Origin of the sequence: Parvivirga hydrogeniphila (assembly GCF_023371205.1) — a bacterium.
Classification (GTDB): domain Bacteria; phylum Actinomycetota; class Coriobacteriia; order Anaerosomatales; family Anaerosomataceae; genus Parvivirga; species Parvivirga hydrogeniphila.
In genome coordinates this window covers 518,962-541,029 of record NZ_JAMCCO010000001.1, presented here as the reverse complement: position 1 = coordinate 541,029, position 22,068 = coordinate 518,962, and the positions used below count along the sequence as shown (strand labels likewise).

Genomic DNA, 22,068 nt, shown 5'->3' with positions numbered 1-22,068 from the left:
CCGTGCAGCACCTCTGCTAGTCCTCGACGACGATGCCCATCGAGCGGGCGGTGCCCTCGATGATCTTCATCGCGGCCTCGACGTCGTTGGCGTTCAGGTCCGGCATCTTCGTCTCCGCGATCTGACGCACCTGGTCACGCGTGACGCGGGCGACCTTCGTGCGGTTCGGCACGGCCGACCCCTTCTCGATGCCTGCCGCCTGCTTAAGGAGCACCGCAGCGGGGGGCGTCTTGAGCACGAAGTCGAATGACCGGTCCTCGTACACCGTGATCTCGACCGGGATGATGGTGCCCATCTTGTCCTGCGTCGCAGCGTTGAACGCCTGGCAGAACTGCATGATGTTCACCTGGTGCTGGCCGAGCGCGGGGCCGACGGGAGGCGCCGGGTTGGCCTGGCCACCAGGGATCTGGAGCTTGATGAAACCGACTTGCTTCTTCTTCGCCATGTCTCTTCCGTTCCTTCGAATGGCGCGCGATCTGCCTTTTCTTATTCCAAGGTCCCTCGTCGAACCGAGAAGCGCCGGGGTGCATCACTCCCCGCGGCTCGGCGCGGTCCCACGTTCTCGCTAGAGCTTGGCTACCTGATCGAATCCCAGTTCCACGGGCGTTTCACGGCCGAAGATCGACACCATGACCTTGAGCTTGCCCTGATCGGCGTTGACTTCGGCGATGGTTCCGTCGAAGTCGGCGAGGGGACCTGAGGTCACCTTCACTGCCATGCCCTCGGTGAACTCAGTCATCGTCTTCGGCTTGGCCGCGGAAGCGACTCGGCCCTGGATGCGCTCGAACTCCTTGCGCGACAGCGGAACCGGCTTGCCTTGGCTGCCCACGAAGCCCGTCACGCCAGGCGTGTTCCGCACCACGTACCAGGAGTCGTCGTCGAGCTCCATCTGCACGAGGACGTAGCCAGGGAAGACCTTCTTGTCCTGGGTGACCCGGCGGCCGCCCGCTTTGACGTCCGTGACCGTCTCTTTCGGGATGAGCACGTCGAAGATCTTGTCCTGCATCCCCATCGTCTCGATGCGGTGCAACAGGTTCGCCTTGACCTTGTTCTCGAACCCGCTGTAGGTGTGGATGACGTACCACTTCTTCGCCATGGCCTACCTGCCGACCTTCGCGAGAACGTCGATGAACAGCCACGACGAGATGCTGTCGATGACGAGCGTGAACCCGATGAAGAACAGCAAGGTGACGACGACGACGATGCTCGAATTGATGACCTCCTCGCGAGAAGGCCACACGACACGCTTCATCTCCTGTCGCACATCTCGGAAGTACTTACCGATGCGCGCGAAGATGTTCGGCTTGTCTTTGGTACCGTTCTGAGCCATCGTCCACCTGTTCCTCAGAGCCGCCGTGGCGGCTTCTCTATCGTTCACGCGGGTTATCCCCGACGGGCGATGTTCTGGCAGGGCAGGAGGGATTCGAACCCCCAACATCCGGTTTTGGAGACCGGCGCTCTACCGTTGGAGCTACTGCCCTACGCAGGTCACGCTGAACGTTACCGAGTCTCCTTGTGCAGCGTGTGGGTGCCGCACCACCGGCAGTACTTCTTGAACTCGATACGCTCAGGGTTGTTCTGCTTGTTCTTCTTCGTCGTGTAGTTGCGTCGCTTGCACTCCGTGCACGCGAGCGTGACCAGCGTCCTCATGCGTCCTCCTCGCGACCTCGGCAAACGGCTGGAGCGCCTTCTGCCCCCGGCCGCACGGTAGCGTAATCTAACACCCGCCGTTCAGCGGTGTCAAACACGTGACACGCGCCCTGAGCGGCGAAAACGGGGCCTGGGCTCGCCCCAGGCCCCGTCCGTTCCGCGCGCTTCTCGTTACTTCAGGATCTTCGTCACGCGGCCCGAGCCGACGGTGCGGCCGCCTTCGCGGATGGCGAAGCGCAGGCCCTCCTCCATCGCGATCGGGGCGATGAGCTCGCCTCTGATCTCGACGTTGTCGCCCGGCATGACCATCTCGGTGCCCTCGGGCAGGTGCACCACGCCGGTGACGTCGGTCGTGCGGAAGTAGAACTGCGGACGGTAGCCGTCGAAGAACGGGGTGTGGCGGCCGCCCTCCTCCTTGGTGAGCACGTAGACCTGGCCCATGAACTCGGTGTGCGGGGTCACGGAGCCGGGCTTGCACAGCACCTGGCCGCGCTCGATCTCGGTGCGGGCGATGCCGCGCAGGAGCACGCCGATGTTGTCGCCGGCCTGGGCCTGGTCGAGCAGCTTGCGGAACATCTCCACGCCGGTGACGACGGTCTTGCGGGTCTCGGGGTGCAGGCCCACGATCTCGACCTCGTCGCCGACCTTGACCACGCCGCGCTCCACGCGGCCGGTGGCCACGGTGCCGCGGCCGGTGATGGTGAAGACGTCCTCGACGGCCATGAGGAACGGCTTGTCGACGTCGCGGACCGGGTCCGGGAAGTAGTTGTCGAGCGCGTCCATGAGCTCCCAGATCGCCTTCTTGGCCTCCTCGTCGCCTTCGAGGGCCTTGAGGGCCGAGCCCTTGATGATCGGGATCTCGTCGCCCGGGAACTCGTACTCGGAGAGAAGCTCGCGGACCTCCATCTCGACGAGCTCGAGGAGCTCGGGGTCGTCGACCATGTCGACCTTGTTCAGGAACACGACGATGTACGGGACGCCGACCTGGCGGGCGAGCAGGATGTGCTCGCGGGTCTGCGGCATCGGGCCGTCGGCGGCCGACACGACGAGGATGGCGCCGTCCATCTGCGCCGCGCCGGTGATCATGTTCTTGACGTAGTCGGCGTGGCCCGGGCAGTCGACGTGCGCGTAGTGGCGCTTGTCGGTCTCGTACTCGACGTGCGCGATGGCGATGGTGATGCCGCGCTCGCGCTCCTCGGGCGCCTTGTCGATCTGGTCGAACGGCGTGAAGTCGGCGTAGCCCTTCTCGGACAGGGTCTTGGTGATCGCCGCGGTGAGCGTCGTCTTGCCGTGGTCGACGTGGCCGATGGTGCCGACGTTCATGTGCGGCTTGGTGCGCTCGAACTTCTTCTTCGCCATGAGTCTCCTCCTCTTGGGGTTCGACGACGCGACCCAAAAGCGGGACGTCGCCTTGGTTCCTTCACGAACAGCCCTCTACAAACAAGACGCGGCACGAGCCGCGAGAATCGCCTGGTAGCGGCGACTGGATTCGAACCAGTGACAACACGGGTATGAACCGTGCGCTCTGACCAACTGAGCTACGCCGCCACGATCCGGCCGACTCGGCCGGAACAAGTCGATGGAGCCCACAACCGGACTTGAACCGGTGACCTCTTCCTTACCAAGGAAGTGCTCTGCCGACTGAGCTATGTGGGCACCGAAGCAACCCGCCATGGCGGGATCGTCGCTGGTGGGGGCGCTAGGATTCGAACCTAGGTAGGCAGAGCCAACGGGTTTACAGCCCGTCCCCTTTAGCCACTCGGGCACACCCCCGACAACAAAAAAGCCGTTCTCGATCGCTTTTCAAGTTGCTCATCCGCCAGAAAGGCAGAAGGAATACTACTGCAAGCGTTCTTGGCGTGTCAACGACGACAACGGTGCCGGGCGTGTCTACCCACGCAGGGCACCGCGCGACAGCAGCGGACGCTCCAGGCGATCGCTCGTCTACGCGTTCACGCGCGCGAAGATGCTTCCTACGCGCTCGATCCCGGGGACGTTCGCCTCCAGGTCGGTCTCCGGAACGAGCCGGTACCACGACGATCGGCCATCGGTCAGCACGGGACGAGGCGCGTAGCGTTCGCCGGCGGTCGCGAACCACTGCTGCAGCGCACGCATCGGGACGATGCGCAGGTCATCGCGCTCGACGGCGAGCTCGCTGAAGAAGACCTCGTCGGGCTCGTCCATGAGTGCGGCCACCTCGTCTTCGGTCTGCGCGATCGCCACGCGGTAGTACAGCAGCTCGTCAGCCTGAGACCTTTGCACCCACCCCGGCTGACGGGAGAACGTGTCGGCCAGCGTCTCGAGCCCGTAGAAGCCCGTGCGCTCCCGGTAGAAGAGCAGGCTCCTGTCCGCAACCTTCTGCTGGTCGTCGCCCGCGTATGCGTCCGCCTTGACCTTGGCAGTCCGTCGCTGTCCGCCACGGACGTACTCCAGATCCACGCCTTGCGCACTGCTCATGGCGTCCGTGCGCGGAACCACGTCCGTGCAGCCTGCCAGGACGAGGTGGCGCACCAGTATCCGGAGAGCGACGTCGTGCAACAAGCGGCTGCCGCGCGCGGTCGTCATCGGCCCTTCCCCCTCCTGCTCGTCTCGTTCCGAAAGCGTCAGCTCGTGAGCCGCTCGTCCGCCACCCGAAGCCGGCGGCTGAGCACTTCGAGGAGCTTGATCGCGATCGATGGATTGCGCTCGACGAGCGCTTTGAAGTCCCAGCTCGAGAGCATCAGACAGCGGGTCTGCTCGATCGCGCGTATCGTCGCTGAGCGTGGCGCGCTGTCCAAGAGCGACATCTCCCCGAAGAAGTCGCCTGACCCGAATGCTCCGAGGGCCCTGCCGTCCCGCTCGATCGAGACGCGACCTGCCAGGATGAGGTAGAACGCCTGCCCCGGCGTTCCCTGTGTGACGATGATCTGTCCTGGCTCGTAGAAGTGTTCCTGGGCGACGTCTGCTATCGCGCGGATCTCCTCCGGCGTGCACTTCTCGAATATCGGGACCCGTGCCAGGAATTCCTCGTTCGACATCGCCCCACCTCGCCTTCGATGGACACACCGGCTCCATCGTAGGGCAACCGGCTGACATAGTGAAGCGCCCGTGGCGCAGCAGGGCCCGTTGGTGCACAATCGATACGTCACGAACCGACCTCGGAGGGCGTCCATGGCGTTGTTCCTGCGGCTGATGCTGGGCCACCTCCTCGGAGACTTCGCGTTCCAGCCCGGCCGGCTCGTGAAGGCGAAGCGCGCAGGGTTCCCGGGGCAGGCGCTCCACGGAGCCGTCGTGACCGCGTGCACCGCGCTCGTCCTGGCAGACGTGCTCGCGTCCGCCTGGCCCGCCGTGGCGCTGGCAGGAGCGGCACACCTCGCGATCGAGTACATCTCCGTTCCCGCGCGCAGCGATGGGACGCGGTCGGGGCTCGTGGTGTTCGTCCTCGACCAGGCCTTGCACGTCATCTCGCTCGTCCTCATCTCCCTCGCGCTTCCGGCAGCCGTGCCGCCCGGCGTCGCGGGCCTGCAGCTGTCGATGGTGCAGCTCGCATTCGTCGACGGCATCGTCGCTGTTGCGCTTATGGGGAGCATCCTTGCGTTCGAGGTGCGCGCCTCCGTGCATGAAGGCGGCGACCGCGCCGAAGGGACGCTCTTGCCGTTCGATGGCGCACGGGCCTACGGGATGTTCGAACGCTCGGCCGCACTGATCGTGGCCGCTGTGAGCCCGATCCCTGTCGTCGGCTATGCCGCATTCGCGCCGCGGGCCGCGTTCGCGCTGTCGCTCCCGCCGGCCGCAAAGGCACGCCATTTGAGCGAAACGGCGGTCGGCGCGGCGTTGTGCACGGTCGTGTGGCTGCTCGTCGCGGCAGTCGCCATCGCGAGCTAGCAAGGCTGGCAAGGAAGGAGCACGCATGGCTACGCGCACCACCCGCACGAATCCCGTGGCGCTGCGCTGGCTTCGCGCCGCGTTCATCGCAGGCGTCCTCGGTGCGACGTTGTCGTCCACCGCGTTCTATCCCGACTGGCTCCTTGCGCTCATCGCCATCGGCGCGTTCGTGCTGGCGCTGTGGACGCCTGCCGTCGCGCTGCTCCTCGGCGTCGTCGCCGTCGCTGTGCCGGTGGCCGCGAGCGACTTCGTCTCGGCAGCGGTGCTCGCCGTTGCTGGATTCGCCGTGGCGCAGGCGCTGGCGTCGCGAGAGTCCGCAGGGTCGGTCGCGCTCCTCCTCACCGTGGCGACCCTGCCTCTCGGAGCGGGGCTGGCCGGGCCCGTCCTTGCCGGATACCTGTTCGGATCGAAGGACGGGACATCCGGAGCCGGTCTCGGCGCAGTCGCCGCGGTCCTGGGCGGAGCCGTCCTCGGCGCGTCTCGAGCGGGCGTCCTGCTGACTGGGTCCCGTGCCGCCGAGCCGATCGTGTCTTTCGGCAGCGCCCCGAACGATCCGCTCGCGTTCGGATGGCTGTCAGACTCGATCGCACACGCGGACCCGGCCCGCTTCCTGCACGCGCTCACCACCTCCGGACCCGCGTGGCTGCTGGTGGCGGAGATCGTTCTGTGGATCGCTGCGGCAGCGGCGGCAAGCTGGCTTCGCGGCACGGATCGTCCGGCGCCCGACCGCCTGCGGGCGCTGGCAGGGCTTCTGCTCTTGACGCTGCTTTTGGCAGGCGGCGTCGGCGGCCTGTGGAGCGCCGTCGGCGCGGGCCTTCCGCTCTCAGAGCTCGCCCGCGACCTCGGGCCGTCGCTTGCGGTCGTCGCGCTCGTCGGAGCAGCGTCCGAGTGGGTCTTTCCGCGCGTCACGGTCTCTGTGAGCGCCCCTGCCCGCGCCGCCTCTTCCCTCAAGGCCGAGGAGGCGGACGTCGACGAGCTGCTGCGATTGATAGCATCAGCCGAAGAGGAGCTCGCGAGCAGGCACACGCGCAACGCGGTCGTCATGCTCACCGACCTCAAGGCCTTCTCGCAGATGACCGAACGGCTGGGCAGCGTGGAGTGCGCGAAGGTCGTGCAGCGCCATCGCGACGTCTTGCTGCCCGTCATCGAGCGCCATGGCGGCAAGGGCAAACCGACCGGCGGCGACGGCCTGGTGGCCGCCTTCGACTCGGCCGACGCGGCCGTCCAGGCAGCCATCGAGATGCAGCACGCGATCGCGCGCCTCGGGAGCGAGGTCTCGATACCGGAAAGCCTGGCCGTCCGCATCGGCATCGCTTCGGGCGAAGTGGTGGTGGACGCGGGTGGACGACCGTTCCTCGGCGCGGCGCTCAACCTCGCCGCTCGCGTCATGGGGCTCGCCGACGGGGGCCGCATCTTCGTGTCAGGCGAGGTCGCGCGCGCCCTGTCCAGCGCTCCTCCCCTTCACTCCCATGGCGAACGCGAGCTGAAGAACATCGGCCGTCCCGTCGAGGTCCTCGAAGTCCTCTGGAAAGACGGCATGGCTCCCCAGGTCGTCACGTATGACGCCGGGAGAGCAGAAACGTCCGGGCCTGCGGGCGGCCCGGACGCGTGAGCGCTGGAGCCGGCGGAGGGAATCGAACCCACAACCTATCGCTTACAAGGCGATTGCTCTGCCATTGAGCCACGCCGGCGAGCGCCGAGAATTGTACCCGGCCGCTCGCACCGACGCCAGAGGCTCGCGACGGGTCAGCACGCCCGGCAGCGCTGCACCTGGAGCTCGACCTTGCGCTTGATGCGCTGGATAGCGTTGTCGACCGCCTTGGTGTGGCGTCCCAACGTGTCAGCGACTTCTTGGTAGGACTTGCCGTTCACGTACAGCCGCAGCACTTCCGACTCGAACGGCGACAGCGCGCTCAAGAAACCTTCGCGGATGTCGGCGGCCTCCCACGCTGCAATCACGATCTCTGCGGGATCGCACACCTCTCGGACAGCGAGGATGTCCGCCAAGACGCGCTCGCCCTCTTCCTCGGCCCCGGCTGTCCGCGAAAGCGAGACGTAGGAGTTCAGCGGTGCGTGCTTCTGGCGCGTCGCAGACTTGATGGCGGTGATGAGCTGGCGGGTGACGCACAGCTCCGCGAACGAACGGAAACTGGACTGCTTCGAGGGGTCGAAGTCCCTGATGGCCTTGTACAGGCCGATCATGCCTTCTTGGATGACGTCCTCCCGGTCGGCGCCGGCAAGGAAGTACGACCGCGCTTTGCACCGCACGAACCCGCGATAGCGCCTGAGGACCTCCGTGGTCGCCTGATCGTCACCTGCCTGTGCCGCTTGGATCAGCTGGATCTCGTCGACTGCCTGTCCGAGCCTTCTTCGCGAGTGCTTCTGCACGCTTTGCAAGGCGATGTCCCTCCCGTCACGACTCCCCCAGTATGGGTAGGGTTGCAGGTGTGCGCTTGTGAAAAACAACGCAAGGCGCACTTCGGAATCTAGCACTCGGATTCGCCGCGTCAACAGGTTCGGGGCAATATGAACGAACCTGTTCTCGCTCCTCGCAGGAGCACCGAAGGACGCTGATTTCGGCTTAGCGCACCTTAGCGCTCGCGCCCGATCCACCGGTCGAGGACGCGCCTCACCTCAGCGTCTATCCGTCGCTCGACAGGGACGCTGGTCTGTGCGGCGCCACTGCTGTCGCTCCGATCGCGTTGCTCGCGCTCGACTTCCTCGGCGAACTCCCGGGCAGACATCCTGACGACGGTGCCGCCCATCACCGTGTGCTGAGTGGCTGCATCCGACGTCACCACCACGACGTGCTGCCCTGCTGAGCGTGCGCACGCCGCAAGCGCCTCGATCGTATCGTCTGCGGTCGAGCCCGTCCGCGAGAACACCACGTCCACCCCCGCGACCGTGCGAGCGACACCGTTCGAGATCTCGTTGCGCCCCGCGTCGAACACGACGGTCACGCGCGTCCCTTCGTCCGACATCATCGATGCGTCAGCGATGAGGCGGGTCCGTGCGGATTCGAGGTCGTGCTGTGCCAGGCGCTTGTAGCGCGCGGCCGTCCGCAGGACGTTGTAGCCGTCGATGATCAGGTGTCGCATCGGCCCGACACGCTCCGTCGCACGCGCTCGAAGAGCAGCACCGTCGCCGCCTGGGCCACGTTGAGCGATGCGATCCGTCCGAGCATCGGGATCGAGACGAGCAGGTCGCAGGACTCCTCCACGAGGCGAGACAGCCCCCGCCCTTCGGACCCGAGCACGAGCGCGACCCGTCCCTCGAGCGGCGCATGCCACAGGTCGGTGACGGCGGCCTCCGACGCGCCGAGCACCCAGTACCCGGCCCGCTTGAGCTCTTCGATGGCACGGACGAGGTTGGTGACCCGCACGATCGGAAGGTGAGCGAGGGCGCCCGCAGCGGCCTTGTGCACGACGGGAGTGACCGGCGCCGACCTCCGCTCGGCGACGATCACCGCGTCTGCGCCTGCGCACTCGGCAGACCTGATGATGGCACCGAAGTTGCCCGGGTCGGTCACGTGATCGAGGAGGACCGCCACGCTCTCGGCCTTGCCCTCAGTGGCTCGCAGCAGATCCGCGAGCGCCGTATACCGGAACGCCGTGAGCACGGCAGCGATGCCCTGGTGGCGACCGCGTTCGCTCTGTGCGTCCAGGGCGTCCCGCGGCACCTCGACCACGGGGATGCCCCGCGCCTGCGCCTCGCGCACGATGTCGGCCACGACCGGCTCGCGCGCTGCCCCGCGTGCGACCTCCACGCGCTCGACGTCAAGACCGCCTCGCACGACCTCGAGGACGGCGCGCCTTCCTTCGACCCGCTCGCTCACGCTCAGCTCCCGCCGCGGCGCACCACGCGCGGCCCCTGCGGGGTGTCCTCGATCGCGTAGCCAAGCGATCCGAGCGCATCGCGGACGGCGTCGGCCGCCTCCCAGTTGCGTTCGGACCGCGCCGCCTCGCGAGCCGCGAGGAGCGCGCGAAGGGCCTCGTCGGCGTCCGTGCCCGCGTACCCGGCCAGGTCGCGCGCCATGCCGATGACGTCAGCGGAGGGCTCCGCTTCGCGCTCGGCCTCGCCGAGCTCGATGCCGAGCACCGAGAGGAGCTCGCGGACAGCAGACGCCGCCTCTTCGAGCACGCCGCGGTCCTCGGTCCCGAGCTTCGCCTGGTGCTCGGCGAGGAACGCATTGCAGGCGCGTCCGAGCTCGAAGACCGCCGCCAGCGCGCCAGCGGTGTTGAAGTCGTCGTCCATGGCCTCGACGAACCGCTCGCGCGCCTCGCGGACGGCGTCGTTCAACGCCGAGCGTGCGTCTGCCGGCGCGCCCGGTCCGCTGCCTGCGCCGTCCTTCGCCCACTGTAGGTTGCGCACGACGTTCGTGATGCGCTCCAGCGCAGCGGCCGCCTCATCAAGCCGGGCCCCAGAGAAATCCAGCGGGCTGCGGTAGTGCGTCTGCAGCATCAGCATGCGGACGACAGCGGCCGGATACTGCGCCAGGACGTCTTTGAGGAGCAGGAAGTTGCCGAGCGACTTGCTCATCTTCTCCGAGTCGATCTGCAGCATCCCGCCGTGCATCCAGTAGCGAACGAAGGGCTTGCCCGTCGCTGCCTCGGACTGCGCGCGCTCGTTCTCATGGTGCGGGAACACGAGGTCGGAGCCGCCTCCGTGGATGTCGAACGGCACGCCGAGCTCGCGCTCGGACATCACCGAGCACTCGAGGTGCCAGCCCGGACGGCCCTCGCCCCAGGGGCTGGGCCAGTGGGGCTCGCCGGGCTTCGCGGCTTTCCACAGCGCGAAGTCGAGCGGGTCTTGCTTGCGCTCGTCGACCTCCACCCGCGCGCCGGCCTCGAGCTCGTCGATGTCGCGGCCGGAAAGCTCGCCGTAGCCAGGGAACGAACGCACCGAGAAGTACACGTCGCCGTCGACGACGTACGCGTGCCCGCGCTCGATGAGCCGCTCGACCATCGCGATCATGTCGGGGATGGTCTGCGTGGCGAGCGGCTGCCGCGTGGGCGGGAGGACGCCGAGCGCGTCCATCGCCGAACGGAACGCGAGGGTGTACGTCTCCGCGATCTCGGCGGGAGACCGGCCCTCCTCCTGTGCACGCTTGATGATCTTGTCGTCCACGTCGGTGATGTTCTGCACGAACGTCACCTCGTAACCGCGCCAGGCGAGGTACCGGCGGATGACGTCGAACGACAGGAACGTGCGGGCGTTGCCGACGTGGATGTGGTTGTAGACGGTCGGTCCGCACACGTACATCGCGACTTTGCCCGGCTCGCGCGGAACGAACTCCTCTTTGGTGCGCGACATCGTGTTGTAGATCCGAATCGCCATCACGAACGCCCTTCCTCGTCGTTCCCGTTCTCGAAGGGCGGCTTGCCGGCCTCCGAGGCCACCCCTTCGTCGCGCTCCAGGCGCATCTCCAGCCGCTCGATCCGGCGCTGGAGCGTTCGGAACATCTCCACCACCGGGTCCGGAAGGTCCTCGTGGTGGAGGTCGATGGCGTCCACGCGCTCGCCTTCTCGCACGACGATCCTGCCTGGGACGCCCACCACGGTGCAGTTCGGCGGGACGTCTTGGATGACGACCGCGCCTGCTCCGATCTTGGAGTGGTCCCCCACCGTGATGTTTCCCAGGACCGTCGCTCCCACCCCGATGACCACGTTGTCTCCGATGGTGGGGTGCCGCTTGCCGTGCTCCTTGCCCGTGCCGCCCAGCGTCACCCCCTGGTACATGGTCACGTCCTTGCCGATGACCGTCGTCTCGCCGATCACAACGCCCATGCCGTGATCGATGAAGAAGCCGTCGCCGATCGTCGCGCCCGGATGGATCTCGATGCCGGTGTAGTGGCGAACCACCTGGCTGATGCGCCGCGCAAACCACACGAAGCCTGCCTTGTGGAGCCGGTGCGTGACGCGATGCCACCAGACCGCCCACAGACCCGGGTAGTTCGTGAGGGCCGACAGCGTGGACGTGCACGCGGGGTCGCGCTCCTTGATCGCCCGGATGTCTCGTCGCATGCGCTTGAACATCGTTCACGCTTCCATCTGGCCGGCGGAGTCCTGCGGCACACCACTATCGCCGGACGAGCCAGGTCGCGTCAACGCAGCACGCCGGATGCGGGCTTCCGCCTCGCTCGGGCCGAGCGCCTTGAGCAGCAACGCGACCGGAGGCCCGTCGGGCGTGCCGATGAGGGCGGCGCGGAGCGCGTGCAGCCCATCTTTGACCGGCACGCCACGGTGTTTGAGCTCGGCCTTCATGCGAGCGACCGCATCGTCGGGGTCCCACGGCTCGCCCGAGCGCTCGAGCGCGCCGAGCGCCGATTCGAGAACGGGGTCTTTGAGCGCCACAAGCCGCTGTGGCCGCACGACGATGCGATCAGCGAGCCGAGTGATGTCCGCGCCGGTCTCCGCCTCCTCGCGGACCGCGGCAAGCAGCGCCTCGCGATCGACGCCCTCGGGCACAGGTCCCAGGAACGACGAGGCGAATGCGAAAAACGCAGCGTCATCGAGACGCCGCAGGTGCTTCGCGTTCAGCGCGCGCAGCCGCTCGGGATCGTGCGTTGACGGCGACGGCGAGACCGCCTCGATCCGGAACGCGCGCAAGAGGTCGTGCGGCCCGCGGACCTGAAGGCCGTCGGGGACCTTCCACCCGAGCGAGGCGACGTACTCCACCACCGCAGACGGCACGTATCCTGCCGTGCGAAGCTCGCCGATAGCGGCGCCGCCCTTCGATTTCGACAGCGGCTCGCCGCCTGGAGCCGTCACGAGCGGCAGGTGCGCGTACCGCGGCCGCGGGGCACCGAGCGCGTCCAAGAGCAGGATCTGGCGAGCGGTGTTGGCGAGGTGGTCGTCTCCTCGCACGACGAACGTGATGCCCATGGCGGTGTCGTCCGCGACGCACGCCAAGTCGTAGGTGGGGCGCCCATCAGAGCGCACGATGACGAAGTCGGCGATGCCGTCCGTCGAGAACTCCATCGAGCCGTGCACCGCGTCGTCGAACACGACCCGCTCGCCCGGCCTGACGGCGAATCGCCACGCAGGGCGTCTGCCTTCGGCCTCGAAGCGCGCTCGGTCGGCAGCGGTCAGGTTCCTGCACGTGCCCGGATAGCGCGGGGCACGGCCCTGCGCCCGCTCAGCTTCTCGCGCGGCTTCGAGCTCCTCGGGCGTGCAGTAGCACGGATACACCAGCCCGGCCTCACGCAGGCGTCTCCACACGGCCTCGTGCTCGCTCGCTCGCTCCGACTGCCGGTACGGGGCGTGCGGCCCTCCGACGTCAGGACCCTCGTCCCAGTCCAGCCCGAGCCAGCGCAGGTCCGCGATCAGCGCCGCGTCGGCTCCGGGGACGACGCGCGCGGGGTCGGTGTCCTCGAGCCGCAGGACGAACCGGCCGCCGCTCGCGCGAGCGACGAGCCAGCTGAACAGCGCCGTCCGCGCGCCTCCGACGTGCAGCGGGCCCGTGGGTGCGGGAGCGAAGCGGGTGCGCTCGCTCATGGCCGCGCACGCTCCAGCAGCACCACGGCGTAGGCGGCAGCACCTTCTTCTCGACCGACGAAGCCGAGCCCTTCGGTGGTGGTGGCCTTCACGCCGATCCGCTCGACCTCGACCCCGAGCGCTTCGGCGATGCGCCGCCGCATCTCATCGCGGTGCGGCGCCACCTTTGGCCGCTCGAGCGCCACGACGCAGTCCGCATCCACGAGCTCGAATCCTCGGGAGCGCATGAGCGCGGCCACCTGCTCCAACAACCTGATGCTCGACGCGCCCTCGTACGCCGGGTCGTCGTCGGGGAACAGGCGGCCGATGTCGCCCTCGCGCAGCGCGCCGACGATCGCGTCCATCAGCGCGTGGACCAGCACGTCGGCGTCGGAGTGCCCCGCAAGCCCCCGGTCGCTCGGAAGCTCGACTCCGCCGAGCACGAGCGGACGGCCTTCGACGAACGCGTGGGCGTCGAAGCCCAACCCGATTCGCTGCGAACCGCTCACGACCATCACCCTCTGCCCTTCTTCGGGCCACGCGCCGCCCGCGCCCGCAGGACCGCCTCTGCGAGGACCAGGTCCTCGGGCACCGTCACTTTCACGTTGTCGCGGGATCCTCGCACGACGCGAACGCGACCGCCGCTGGCCTCCACGAGAGCGGCGTCATCGGTGCCGGTGACACCGGTGCGAGCAGCGCCTTCCAGCGCAGTCCGGAGCGTCTGTGCCCGGAAGACCTGCGGCGTCTGCACGAGCCACAAGCGCTCACGGTCCTCCGTGCGCTCGACGATGCCGTCCGGGCCGACGGACTTCACGGTGTCGTAGCTCGGATGCCCCACGATCACTGCGTCCGACCCCTCATCGAGCGCATCGAGGACCGCATCGACGGTGTCCGCTGCCAGAAGCGGGCGCGCTCCGTCGTGCACGACGACGACGTCCACGCCAGCAGGCAGCGCATCCAGGCCGCGCATGACGGACTCCTGCCTCGTCGCCCCGCCCGCCACGACGCGCACGACTTTCGGTTCCCTGGCCAACAACGCAGCGACCGTGTCCACGTCGGCAGGATTCGCCACGACCACCACCGCCTCGATCCGCCTGCACGCGGCAAGCGGCCGAACCGCGTGTTCGAGGACGGTCGCGCCCGCGAGCGGTGCGAGCTGCTTGCCGCCAGCACGCCCGAAGCGCTCGCCGGATCCGGCTGCCGCGACGATGGCTGCGACGCGCACGCTCACACCGCCTTCGCGAAGATCATGCGGCCGGCAGACGTCTGCAGGACGGAGGTCACCTCTACCTCGACCTCCCGGCCGACCGCGTCGCGCCCGTCCGTGACGACGACCATGGTGCCGTCGCCGAGATACCCGACGCCCTGGTCGGGCTCCTTGCCCGGCTTGGCCACGCCGAGCACGAACCGGTCACCAGGCAGGTACACCGGGCGGACGGCTTCGGCGAGCTCGTTCAGGTTGAGGACGTCGACGCCCTCGACGCGCGCCACTTGCGTCAGGTTGTGGTCGGCCGTCACGATCGCACCGCCCGATGACTGGGCGAGGCGGATCATCTTGGCGTCCACAGTGGGCACGTCAGGATAGTCGGCATCCACCACCGTCACTAGGTCGTCGAGCGCAGAGAGCGCCGTCAGCGCATCAAGCCCCCGACGGCCACGCGCACGCTTGAGGTCGTCTGCCGAGTCCGCAAGCGTCTGCAGCTCGACGAGCACGAAGCGCGGGACACGCAGCGGGCCTTCCAGGAACCCGGACTTGACGATCGCCTCGAACCGCCCATCGATGACGGCGCTGGTGTCGAGGAACTTCGGGCGCTCGCGGGACTGCTGAGCGGCCTGCGAGAAGACCTGCCGCGCGACCTCGTGACGGCGCAACAAGAACAGCCTCGTGACGGCGTACCCGAACAGCCCGTACACCCCGACGATGGCGAGGAACGAAAGCCACGTCGGCTTGAGAAGGCGGAGGGGGTCGGAGACGAAGAACGCGATCGCCAGACCGACGATGAGCCCCAGCGCGCCGAACACCAGCTCTGCGGGCTGGAACTCGGAAATCTGCTGCTCGAGGCGGCGGAACTGGGTGGTCACCTCTCGGCCGAGGATGCCGCCGAGCAGGTACCCCATCGAGCTTCCCAGAATGATGAACAGTATGATGACGGATTCCTGAGAGAAGCCTGTCTGGGACGGCCAGTCGGCAAGCCGAGTGACCGAATAACCACCGAACGCGCCCGCCGTCAGCAGCACGAACCGCATCAACTGCACGATCATGCCTGTGACGACCGGAGACGCATCTGCCGGTGCGCCCTCACCTCCTTCACGCCAGAACGGAACGGCATCGTTGCGTTCAGTCTAGCACAGGAGGCGACGAGCGGATTCCTCACCGCGACGAGCGGCTGTCTGTACGCTCGCTGCTGGCTGCTGCTACCCGCCGGGATGCTCGCGCATGCGGCGCAGACCGTCGAGGATGGCGGCAGCGCGCCGGGCACCGACCCCCTCGACGTCGTCGAGCTGCTGCTCGGACGCGCCCAGCAGCGCAGCGAGCGTCTGGAACCTGTCGACGACGCGGTTCGCCACGGAGCTTGGGAGGGCAGGTATGTGCCTCAGCACGCGATAGCCGCGCGGCCGCACCTGCTGCTCGATGAGATCAGCGCCGCCAGCGTGCCCGAGCGCGTGGACGACGGCAAGGGGATCGAGAAGCTGCTCCGGCTTCATCGCGGAGATCCTCTGCCGGGCGCGCGCCGCCGTGCGCGTCGACGGGTCGACGGCGTAGTCGCGGACGAGCATCGTGTAGTCCTCGTCCACGCCTGCCGTGAGCTCATCGGCCTGCATCCGCACGAGCCGTCCGTCCTCGCCGAGCTCGACGACGTACCGCGTCACTTCCTTCGCGACTCTGAGCACCATCTCGGCACGCTGGATCACGAGCGCGACCTCACGGAAGGTGGATGCGTTCTCGAACTCGAGGACGGTGAGATGAGTGGAGACTTCGTCAAGACGCGTCCGGTAGCGCTCGAGCGTCTGGAGCGCTTGATTCGCCTTCGCGAGGACGACCTCGATGTCTTCGAGCACCACCTTCTGCCCGCGACGATACAGGCTCACGACGTCCCTGCGCTGCGAGATCGAGACGACGAGCGCGTCCGTCTGGAGGCTCACGCGCTCTGCGGTGCGATGCCGCATGCCGGTCTCAGAGGTCGGAATGGCCGGGTCGGGAACGAGGTGGACGTTCGCCTTGAGGATGTGGCGCATCTCGGCGTCAAGCGTGATGGCGCCGTCCATCTTCGCCAGCTCGAACAGCCGCTGCGGCGTGTACGGGACGCCCACGACGAAACCACCATTGCTGATGCTCTCGACCCCGCGCTCGTCCCCGATGACGATGAGCGCCCCCGTGCGCGCGGAGATCACGTGGTCGAGGCCTTCACGCAGCGGCGTGCCTGGCGCCACCGCCGCAAGGGCCTGGAGCATGACGTCGTTCTGCGCGGTGTCCATCGGGCCTCCCGCCATCGCCTGCCCAGATTGTGCCACGCTGCGGCGGTGCGCTGCTAGAGCACGCGCATCAGCCGGCGTTGCCGAGCCCGGCCTGCGCCAGGGCAGACCGCAGCGACGCGACCCGAACCACCGACATCCCGTCGGCGGCAAGCGTCCCTGCGCCGTCCGGCGCCAGAAGCGTCTTCACGCCCACGCGTCCGCACTCGGCCGCTCGGGCCGCACCGTGCGGAACGCCTCTGAGCTCGCCGGTGAGGCCGACCTCGCCGAACGCTGCCAGCGGCCCCGAGAGCGGCACGGCCTCTCTCGCAGAAACGAGCGCGAGCGCGAGCGGCAGATCGACCGCCGGATCGGAGACCCGCACGCCGCCGACGACGGAGACGTACACGTCGTGCTCCCCGAACCGCACGCCCGTTCGACCTTCGAGCACGGCGAGCATCTGGTGCACGCGTCCGAGGTCGACGCCGACCGCGTGCCTGCGCGGTGCAGGCAGCCAGGTGCGTGTGACCAGGGCCTGCACCTCCACCAGCATGGGCCGGGTCCCCTCCACCGTCGGGAACACGCACGTGCCCGGTGCGTCTTGCGCGCGCTGCCCGAGCGTGAGCCCTGAGGGATCCGAGATCGGTTCGAGCCCCGTGCCCGTCATCTCGAACACCCCGACCTCGCTCACCGAACCGAAGCGGTTCTTCGCCGCCCTCACGACCCGGTATGCATGCTCCCGGTCGCCTTCGAAGGACAGGACGGTGTCGACCACGTGCTCGAGGATGCGGGGACCCGCAACGGTACCCTCCTTCGTCACGTGACCCACCATGATCACCGCGACGCCGCTCGCCTTCGCGAGCGCGACCAGGGACTGCGCGCAGGCGCGCACCTGGCTCACGCTGCCCGCGAGCCCGGGTGTTGCGGGGTCGGCCAGCGTCTGTATCGAATCGACCACGAGCACGTCGACGGCCTGCGCCTTCGCCGTAGCGACGACGCCCTCGACCTCGGCGTCGGGAAGGAGGAGCACGCGCCCGTCGGCGCCGAGTCGGTCCGCTCGCAAGCGCACCTGCTCGGCCGACTCCTCGCCGCACACGTACAGCACGCGCCGACACTGTGCGGCAAGCCGGCTGGCCGCCTGGAGAAGCAGCGTGGACTTGCCGATGCCCGGCTCTCCTGCCAGGAGCACGACCGAGCCTCGGACGATGCCTCCGCCGAGCACGCGGTCGAGCTCATCGATGCCCGTGCGGATCCTCGTCGCTGGGTCGACACGCACGTCCCCGAGCGCGATCGGCGTCCGTGGCGGCGCGCTCGCTCCAAAGGCCGCCGCTTCTGACGGCGCCTCCTCGATGAAGGTGCCGTACTCGCCGCACACCGGGCAACGGCCGAGCCACTTCGGTGCGGCGTGGCCGCACTGTGAGCATCGCCACTCGGAGCGCGGTCGCGCCATGCCTCACTCGCCCGCGAGGCCGTCGGACTGCGGCGTCCGCCCTCCGCGCGATCCGCTGCGCGGCGGCATCGACGCTCTGGCGCGCTTCGGGCGCGACGGCTGCACGATCGCCTCGGGAGAGAGGTCGCCGTGTGCGAAGGTGATGACGCCGTCCTCCACCCGTAATTCGACCACGTCGCCGGGGTGCCACTCGCCTGCGAGGATCCGCTCCGAGAGCGGGTCTTCCACGAGCCGCTGGATCGCGCGCCTCAGCGGACGCGCGCCGAGCGCGGGATCGAAGCCTTCCTTCGCGAGCACCGAGCGCGCTTCCGGCGTGAGAACGAGCCCGATCCCCTGCTCCGCCAAGCGCTCGCGCAGCCTCGCCACCATCAGATCGACGATGGCCTCGATCTCCTCCGAGGTGAGGTCATGGAACACGATGACTTCGTCGACGCGGTTCAAGAACTCCGGCCGGAAGATCTTCTTGAGCTCGCCGGTGACGCGCTCTTTCAGCGTCTCGTAGGGCATCGCATCGGAAGGCTGCATCGTGAAGCCGATGGTCTTGCCCTTCGCGATGTCGCGCGCCCCGACGTTGCTCGTCATGATGATGATCGTGTTCTTGAAATCGACGCGCCTGCCTTGGGCGTCAGTGAGCCGCCCTTCTTCGAGGATTTGCAGCAGGACGTTGAACACGTCCGGATGCGCCTTCTCGATCTCGTCGAACAGCACGACCGAATACGGCTTGCGCCGCACGGCCTCCGTGAGCTGCCCGCCCTCGTCGAAACCGACGTACCCCGGCGGGGAGCCGATCAGCCGCGAGACCGTGTGCTTCTCCATGTACTCGGACATGTCGAGCTGGATGAGCGCGTCTTCGCTGCCGAACAGGAACTCCGCGAGCGCCTTGGCAAGCTCGGTCTTCCCGACTCCGGACGGACCCAGGAAGATGAACGACCCGGCAGGTCGTGACGGGTCCTTGAGGCCCGCGCGAGTGCGGCGGATGGCCTTGCTCACCGCGGTGACCGCCTCGTCCTGGCCGACGATGCGCTCGTGCAGCGACGCCTCCATCCGCAGGAGCTTCTGCGTCTCCTCTTCGGTGAGGGACGCCACGGGGATGCCCGTCCACATGGAGACGACTTCGGCGATCTCCTTCTCGGTGACCTCGACGACACGGTTGTTGTCCGGCCGACGCCACTCCTCTTCCATACGCCGCTTCTCGGCGATGATTTGCTTCTCTTTATCGCGGAGCGCAGCGGCCTTCTCGAACTCCTGCGCTTCGATCGCGGCCTCTTTCTCCTGCCGCACCTGCTTGAGCCGCTCTTCGACCTCGCGGATGCCCGGAGGCGCCGTCATCGTCTTGATGCGCATCTTCGAGCCGGCCTCGTCGATGAGGTCGATGGCCTTGTCGGGCAGGAACCGGTCGGAGATGTACCGGTCTGCCAGGGTGGCGGCTGCGTCGATGGCGCCATCGGTGATCGAGACCCGGTGGTGCGCCTCGTACCGGTCACGCAGTCCGTACAGGATCGCCTTGGTCTCTTCGACGCTCGGTTCGCCCACCATGATGGGCTGGAACCGCCGCTCGAGCGCCGGGTCCTTCTCGACGTACTTGCGATACTCGTCGAGCGTGGTGGCGCCGATGGTCTGCAGCTCGCCGCGCGCGAGCGCCGGCTTGATGATGCTCGCGGCGTCGATGGCGCCTTCCGCTGCCCCGGCCCCGACGAGCGTGTGCATCTCGTCCACGAACAGGATGATGTCGCCACGCTCGCGGATCTCCTTCATGACCTTCTTGAGGCGCTCTTCGAACTCGCCCCGGTACTTGCTTCCAGCCACCAGCGCAGCCAGATCGAGGGTGTACAGCTGCTTGTCCCGCAGCGTCTCCGGGACCTCGTCGCGAGCGATCTTCTGCGCGAGCCCCTCGACGACGGCGGTCTTGCCGACGCCCGGCTCGCCGATCAGCACCGGGTTGTTCTTCGTACGTCGCGAGAGGATCTGCATGACCCGCTCGATCTCCTGCTGGCGCCCGACCACCGGGTCGAGCTTGCCTTCGAGTGCCGCGCGGGTGAGGTTGCGCCCGAACTCGTCGAGCAGCGAGCCTCCCTCGCCGCCGCGCGACCGCCGCTCTTCAGCGCCTTCCGCCTGCCGCCCGTAGTAGCCGGACAGCAGCTGGATGACTGCGGAGCGCACCTTCTCCAAGTCGGCGCCGAGGTTCACGAGAACCTGGGCGGCCACGCCCTCGCCCTCCCGGATGAGGCCGAGCAGGATGTGTTCGGTTCCGATGTAGTTGTGGCCGAGCTGCAGCGCTTCGCGGAGCGACAGCTCCAGTACCTTCTTGGCTCGCGGCGTGAACGGGATGTGCCCGGTCGGGACGTACGTGCCCCTGCCGATGAGCTCCTCGACCTGCTGGCGGACGTCGTCCGGAGAGATCCTGAGCGACTCGAGCGCTTTGACGGCAACGCCGTCGGGCTCGCGCATCAGCCCGAGCAAAAGATGCTCGGTGCCGATGTAGTTCTGGTTGAGCATGCGGGCCTCTTCTTGCGCGTAGACCACCACGCGCCGGGCCTTCTCTGTGAACCGTTCGAACATGGGATATCGCCTCGCCATCTGTGACGCCGATACTCTCGGCGGAAGGGTCCTATGGGTATTCTACCCCCGCGGGCTGACACCGGGGAGGGCGGCTCGATCCTAAAGGGGCGTCCTACGCCTCGGGACGCATGTGCGGGAACAGGATGACGTCCCGGATCGAGGGACTGTCGGTGAGGAGCATGACGAGCCGGTCGATGCCGACGCCGAGCCCGCCTGCCGGCGGCATGCCGTACTCCATGGCGCGCAGATAGTCCTCGTCGTAGCCCATCGCTTCGTCGTCGCCCCCGGCCTTGGCTCGCGCTTGGGCCTCGAACCGCTCGCGCTGATCCACCGGATCGATGAGCTCGGAGAACGCGTTCGCGATCTCCCGTCCCGCCACGATCACCTCGAAGCGCTCCGTCAGGTCCGGCTCGGACGGCTTCTTGCGCGCAAGCGGCGACGTCTCGAGCGGATACTCTGTCACGAACATCGGGCCGGTGACCGAGTGCTCGGCGAGCTTCTCGAACAGCTCGGTGATGAGCTTGCCCTTGCCCCAACCCGGCTCCCACGCAACGCCGTGCTCGTCGCACAGCCCGCGCAGGTCGTCGAGCGACCGCGCGAACGACACCTCCTTGCCCGCCGCCTCGCTCGTCAGATCGACGAGCGTCCGGCGCGGCCACGGCGGCGTGAAGTCGATCCGCGTTCCCTGGTAGTCCACCACGAGCGATCCGCATGCGGCCTGCGCCGCCGACGTCACGATGCCCTCAGCGAGGCGCATCATGCCCTCAAGGTTCGTGAAGGCCTGGTACGCCTCCAACATCGTGAACTCAGGGTTGTGACGCACCGAGATGCCTTCGTTGCGGAACGACCGGTTGAGCTCGAACACCCGCTCGAAGCCGCCCACGAGCAGCCGCTTGAGGTACAGCTCGGGCGCGATGCGCAGGTACAGGTCCATGTCGAGCGCGTTGTGGTGCGTCACGAACGGGCGCGCCGTCGCGCCCCCGGGGATCGGGTGGAGCATCGGCGTCTCCACCTCGAGAAAGCCCTGGGACTCCATGTACCGCCTGATGGCAGCGATCGCCTGGAAGCGCTTCTCGAACGTCTGGCGCACCTCGGGGTTGGCGATGAGGTCCACGTAGCGCTGCCGGTACCGGGTCTCGACGTCCGTGAGCCCATGGAACTTCTCGGGCAGCGGCCTCAGGGACTTGGACAGGACGACGATCTCGGCAGGAACCACCGACAGCTCGCCGCGCCGCGTCCGGACGACCTCGCCTGACGCACCGACCCAATCACCGAGGTCGATGGCGTCGAGCGTCTCGCGGAACCGGTCGACGCCCATGACGTCGGCCTTGCAGAACAGCTGGATCTCGCCCGTGCCGTCGCGCACCACGAGGAAGGCGATCTTCCCCTGGTCGCGCTTGGCCATGACACGGCCCGCCACCGCCGCTTCGAGGCCGGCGCTTTCTCCGGAGGCGAGATCCGCGCACGCCGTCTTGAGCTCCGATGCGGTGTGCGTACGATCGAAACGGTCCTTGTACGGCTCATCGCCAGCGGCCCGCATCGCCGCCATCTTCGCGAACCGGACGGCTACGGGGTCGTCGGCTTGCAGTCCCGAGATGTCGTTTCCGTCCGGCATGC

General features: G+C 67.9%; 22 protein-coding genes and 5 tRNA genes. 2 read left to right on the top strand and 25 right to left on the bottom strand.

What is annotated here, in order from left to right; translation table 11 throughout:
• Positions 1–16: 16 nt before the first annotated feature.
• From rplK to MX659_RS02740, 11 genes are all read right to left on the bottom strand, one after another.
• A complete protein-coding gene (gene rplK / locus MX659_RS02790) occupies positions 17–445 on the bottom strand; it encodes a 50S ribosomal protein L11 (RefSeq protein WP_267191950.1) in 429 nt (142 codons plus the stop codon).
• A gap of 120 nt (positions 446–565) precedes the next feature.
• Positions 566–1,096 (bottom strand): transcription termination/antitermination protein NusG, encoded by a 531-nt coding sequence (gene nusG, locus MX659_RS02785; protein ID WP_267191949.1) that lies wholly within the window; start codon positions 1,094–1,096, stop codon positions 566–568.
• Positions 1,097–1,099: 3 nt separating this feature from the next.
• On the bottom strand, positions 1,100–1,330 hold the full coding sequence (secE, locus tag MX659_RS02780) for a preprotein translocase subunit SecE (protein WP_267191948.1): 231 nt from the start codon (positions 1,328–1,330) through the stop codon (positions 1,100–1,102).
• A gap of 75 nt (positions 1,331–1,405) precedes the next feature.
• Positions 1,406–1,481 (bottom strand) — tRNA-Trp (locus MX659_RS02775).
• A 19-nt stretch (positions 1,482–1,500) separates the two neighbouring features.
• On the bottom strand, positions 1,501–1,650 hold the full coding sequence (rpmG, locus tag MX659_RS02770) for a 50S ribosomal protein L33 (protein WP_267191947.1): 150 nt from the start codon (positions 1,648–1,650) through the stop codon (positions 1,501–1,503).
• 171 nt (positions 1,651–1,821) lie between these two features.
• Positions 1,822–3,009: an elongation factor Tu gene (gene tuf / locus MX659_RS02765; protein ID WP_267191946.1), complete on the bottom strand. Its 1,188-nt coding sequence runs from the start codon at positions 3,007–3,009 to the stop codon at positions 1,822–1,824.
• 112 nt (positions 3,010–3,121) lie between these two features.
• A tRNA-Met gene (locus MX659_RS02760) sits at positions 3,122–3,198 on the bottom strand.
• Positions 3,199–3,230: 32 nt separating this feature from the next.
• Positions 3,231–3,306, bottom strand: a tRNA-Thr gene (locus MX659_RS02755).
• Positions 3,307–3,338: 32 nt separating this feature from the next.
• A tRNA-Tyr gene (locus tag MX659_RS02750) sits at positions 3,339–3,423 on the bottom strand.
• Between the two features lie 171 nt (positions 3,424–3,594).
• Complete coding sequence (locus MX659_RS02745; RefSeq protein ID WP_267191945.1) at positions 3,595–4,215, bottom strand: hypothetical protein; 621 nt, start codon at positions 4,213–4,215, stop codon at positions 3,595–3,597.
• 38 nt (positions 4,216–4,253) lie between these two features.
• The gene (locus MX659_RS02740; protein ID WP_267191944.1) at positions 4,254–4,667 is read right to left on the bottom strand and encodes a Crp/Fnr family transcriptional regulator; all 414 of its coding nucleotides are present in this window, start codon (positions 4,665–4,667) and stop codon (positions 4,254–4,256) included.
• 133 nt (positions 4,668–4,800) lie between these two features.
• Here MX659_RS02740 and MX659_RS02735 point away from each other — a divergent pair, with 133 nt between their 5' ends.
• Positions 4,801–5,514 carry a DUF3307 domain-containing protein gene (locus tag MX659_RS02735; RefSeq protein WP_267191943.1) on the top strand — a complete coding sequence of 238 codons (714 nt, stop codon included), beginning with the start codon at positions 4,801–4,803 and terminating at the stop codon, positions 5,512–5,514.
• Positions 5,515–5,539: 25 nt separating this feature from the next.
• A complete protein-coding gene (locus MX659_RS02730) occupies positions 5,540–7,126 on the top strand; it encodes an adenylate/guanylate cyclase domain-containing protein (protein ID WP_267191942.1) in 1,587 nt (528 codons plus the stop codon).
• A gap of 4 nt (positions 7,127–7,130) precedes the next feature.
• Here MX659_RS02730 and MX659_RS02725 read toward each other — a convergent pair.
• The 14 genes from MX659_RS02725 to lysS form a co-directional block, all read right to left on the bottom strand.
• Positions 7,131–7,205 (bottom strand) — tRNA-Thr (locus MX659_RS02725).
• Between the two features lie 55 nt (positions 7,206–7,260).
• On the bottom strand, positions 7,261–7,917 hold the full coding sequence (sigH, locus tag MX659_RS02720) for an RNA polymerase sporulation sigma factor SigH (protein ID WP_407674465.1): 657 nt from the start codon (positions 7,915–7,917) through the stop codon (positions 7,261–7,263).
• A 188-nt stretch (positions 7,918–8,105) separates the two neighbouring features.
• Positions 8,106–8,612, bottom strand: coding sequence for an NYN domain-containing protein (locus MX659_RS02715; protein ID WP_267191940.1), 507 nt, complete (start codon positions 8,610–8,612; stop codon positions 8,106–8,108).
• Entirely contained in the window at positions 8,600–9,349 is a 750-nt protein-coding gene (gene rlmB, locus MX659_RS02710) for a 23S rRNA (guanosine(2251)-2'-O)-methyltransferase RlmB (protein WP_267191939.1), read from the bottom strand. Before rlmB ends, MX659_RS02715 begins: the two co-directional genes overlap by 13 nt.
• 2 nt (positions 9,350–9,351) lie before the next feature.
• Positions 9,352–10,851, bottom strand: a complete 1,500-nt coding sequence (gene cysS / locus MX659_RS02705; RefSeq protein WP_267191938.1) for a cysteine--tRNA ligase — start codon at positions 10,849–10,851, stop codon at positions 9,352–9,354.
• Positions 10,851–11,549 (bottom strand): serine O-acetyltransferase, encoded by a 699-nt coding sequence (cysE, locus tag MX659_RS02700; protein WP_267191937.1) that lies wholly within the window; start codon positions 11,547–11,549, stop codon positions 10,851–10,853. Before cysE ends, cysS begins: the two co-directional genes overlap by 1 nt.
• Positions 11,550–11,552: 3 nt before the next feature.
• On the bottom strand, positions 11,553–13,010 hold the full coding sequence (gene gltX / locus MX659_RS02695; protein ID WP_267191936.1) for a glutamate--tRNA ligase: 1,458 nt from the start codon (positions 13,008–13,010) through the stop codon (positions 11,553–11,555).
• Positions 13,007–13,504 carry a 2-C-methyl-D-erythritol 2,4-cyclodiphosphate synthase gene (gene ispF, locus MX659_RS02690; protein WP_407674464.1) on the bottom strand — a complete coding sequence of 166 codons (498 nt, stop codon included), beginning with the start codon at positions 13,502–13,504 and terminating at the stop codon, positions 13,007–13,009. Before ispF ends, gltX begins: the two co-directional genes overlap by 4 nt.
• Positions 13,504–14,220: a 2-C-methyl-D-erythritol 4-phosphate cytidylyltransferase gene (ispD, locus tag MX659_RS02685; protein ID WP_267191934.1), complete on the bottom strand. Its 717-nt coding sequence runs from the start codon at positions 14,218–14,220 to the stop codon at positions 13,504–13,506. The genes ispF and ispD overlap by 1 nt, the downstream gene beginning before the upstream one ends.
• Entirely contained in the window at positions 14,217–15,236 is a 1,020-nt protein-coding gene (locus tag MX659_RS02680) for a PIN/TRAM domain-containing protein (protein WP_323745484.1), read from the bottom strand. Before MX659_RS02680 ends, ispD begins: the two co-directional genes overlap by 4 nt.
• A 168-nt stretch (positions 15,237–15,404) precedes the next feature.
• On the bottom strand, positions 15,405–16,466 hold the full coding sequence (gene disA, locus MX659_RS02675; protein WP_267191932.1) for a DNA integrity scanning diadenylate cyclase DisA: 1,062 nt from the start codon (positions 16,464–16,466) through the stop codon (positions 15,405–15,407).
• Positions 16,467–16,533: 67 nt separating this feature from the next.
• Positions 16,534–17,892 carry a DNA repair protein RadA gene (gene radA, locus MX659_RS02670; protein ID WP_267191931.1) on the bottom strand — a complete coding sequence of 453 codons (1,359 nt, stop codon included), beginning with the start codon at positions 17,890–17,892 and terminating at the stop codon, positions 16,534–16,536.
• A gap of 3 nt (positions 17,893–17,895) precedes the next feature.
• Positions 17,896–20,451: an ATP-dependent Clp protease ATP-binding subunit gene (locus tag MX659_RS02665; protein WP_267191930.1), complete on the bottom strand. Its 2,556-nt coding sequence runs from the start codon at positions 20,449–20,451 to the stop codon at positions 17,896–17,898.
• 112 nt (positions 20,452–20,563) lie between these two features.
• A complete protein-coding gene (lysS, locus tag MX659_RS02660) occupies positions 20,564–22,066 on the bottom strand; it encodes a lysine--tRNA ligase (protein ID WP_267191929.1) in 1,503 nt (500 codons plus the stop codon).
• Positions 22,067–22,068: the final 2 nt, after the last annotated feature.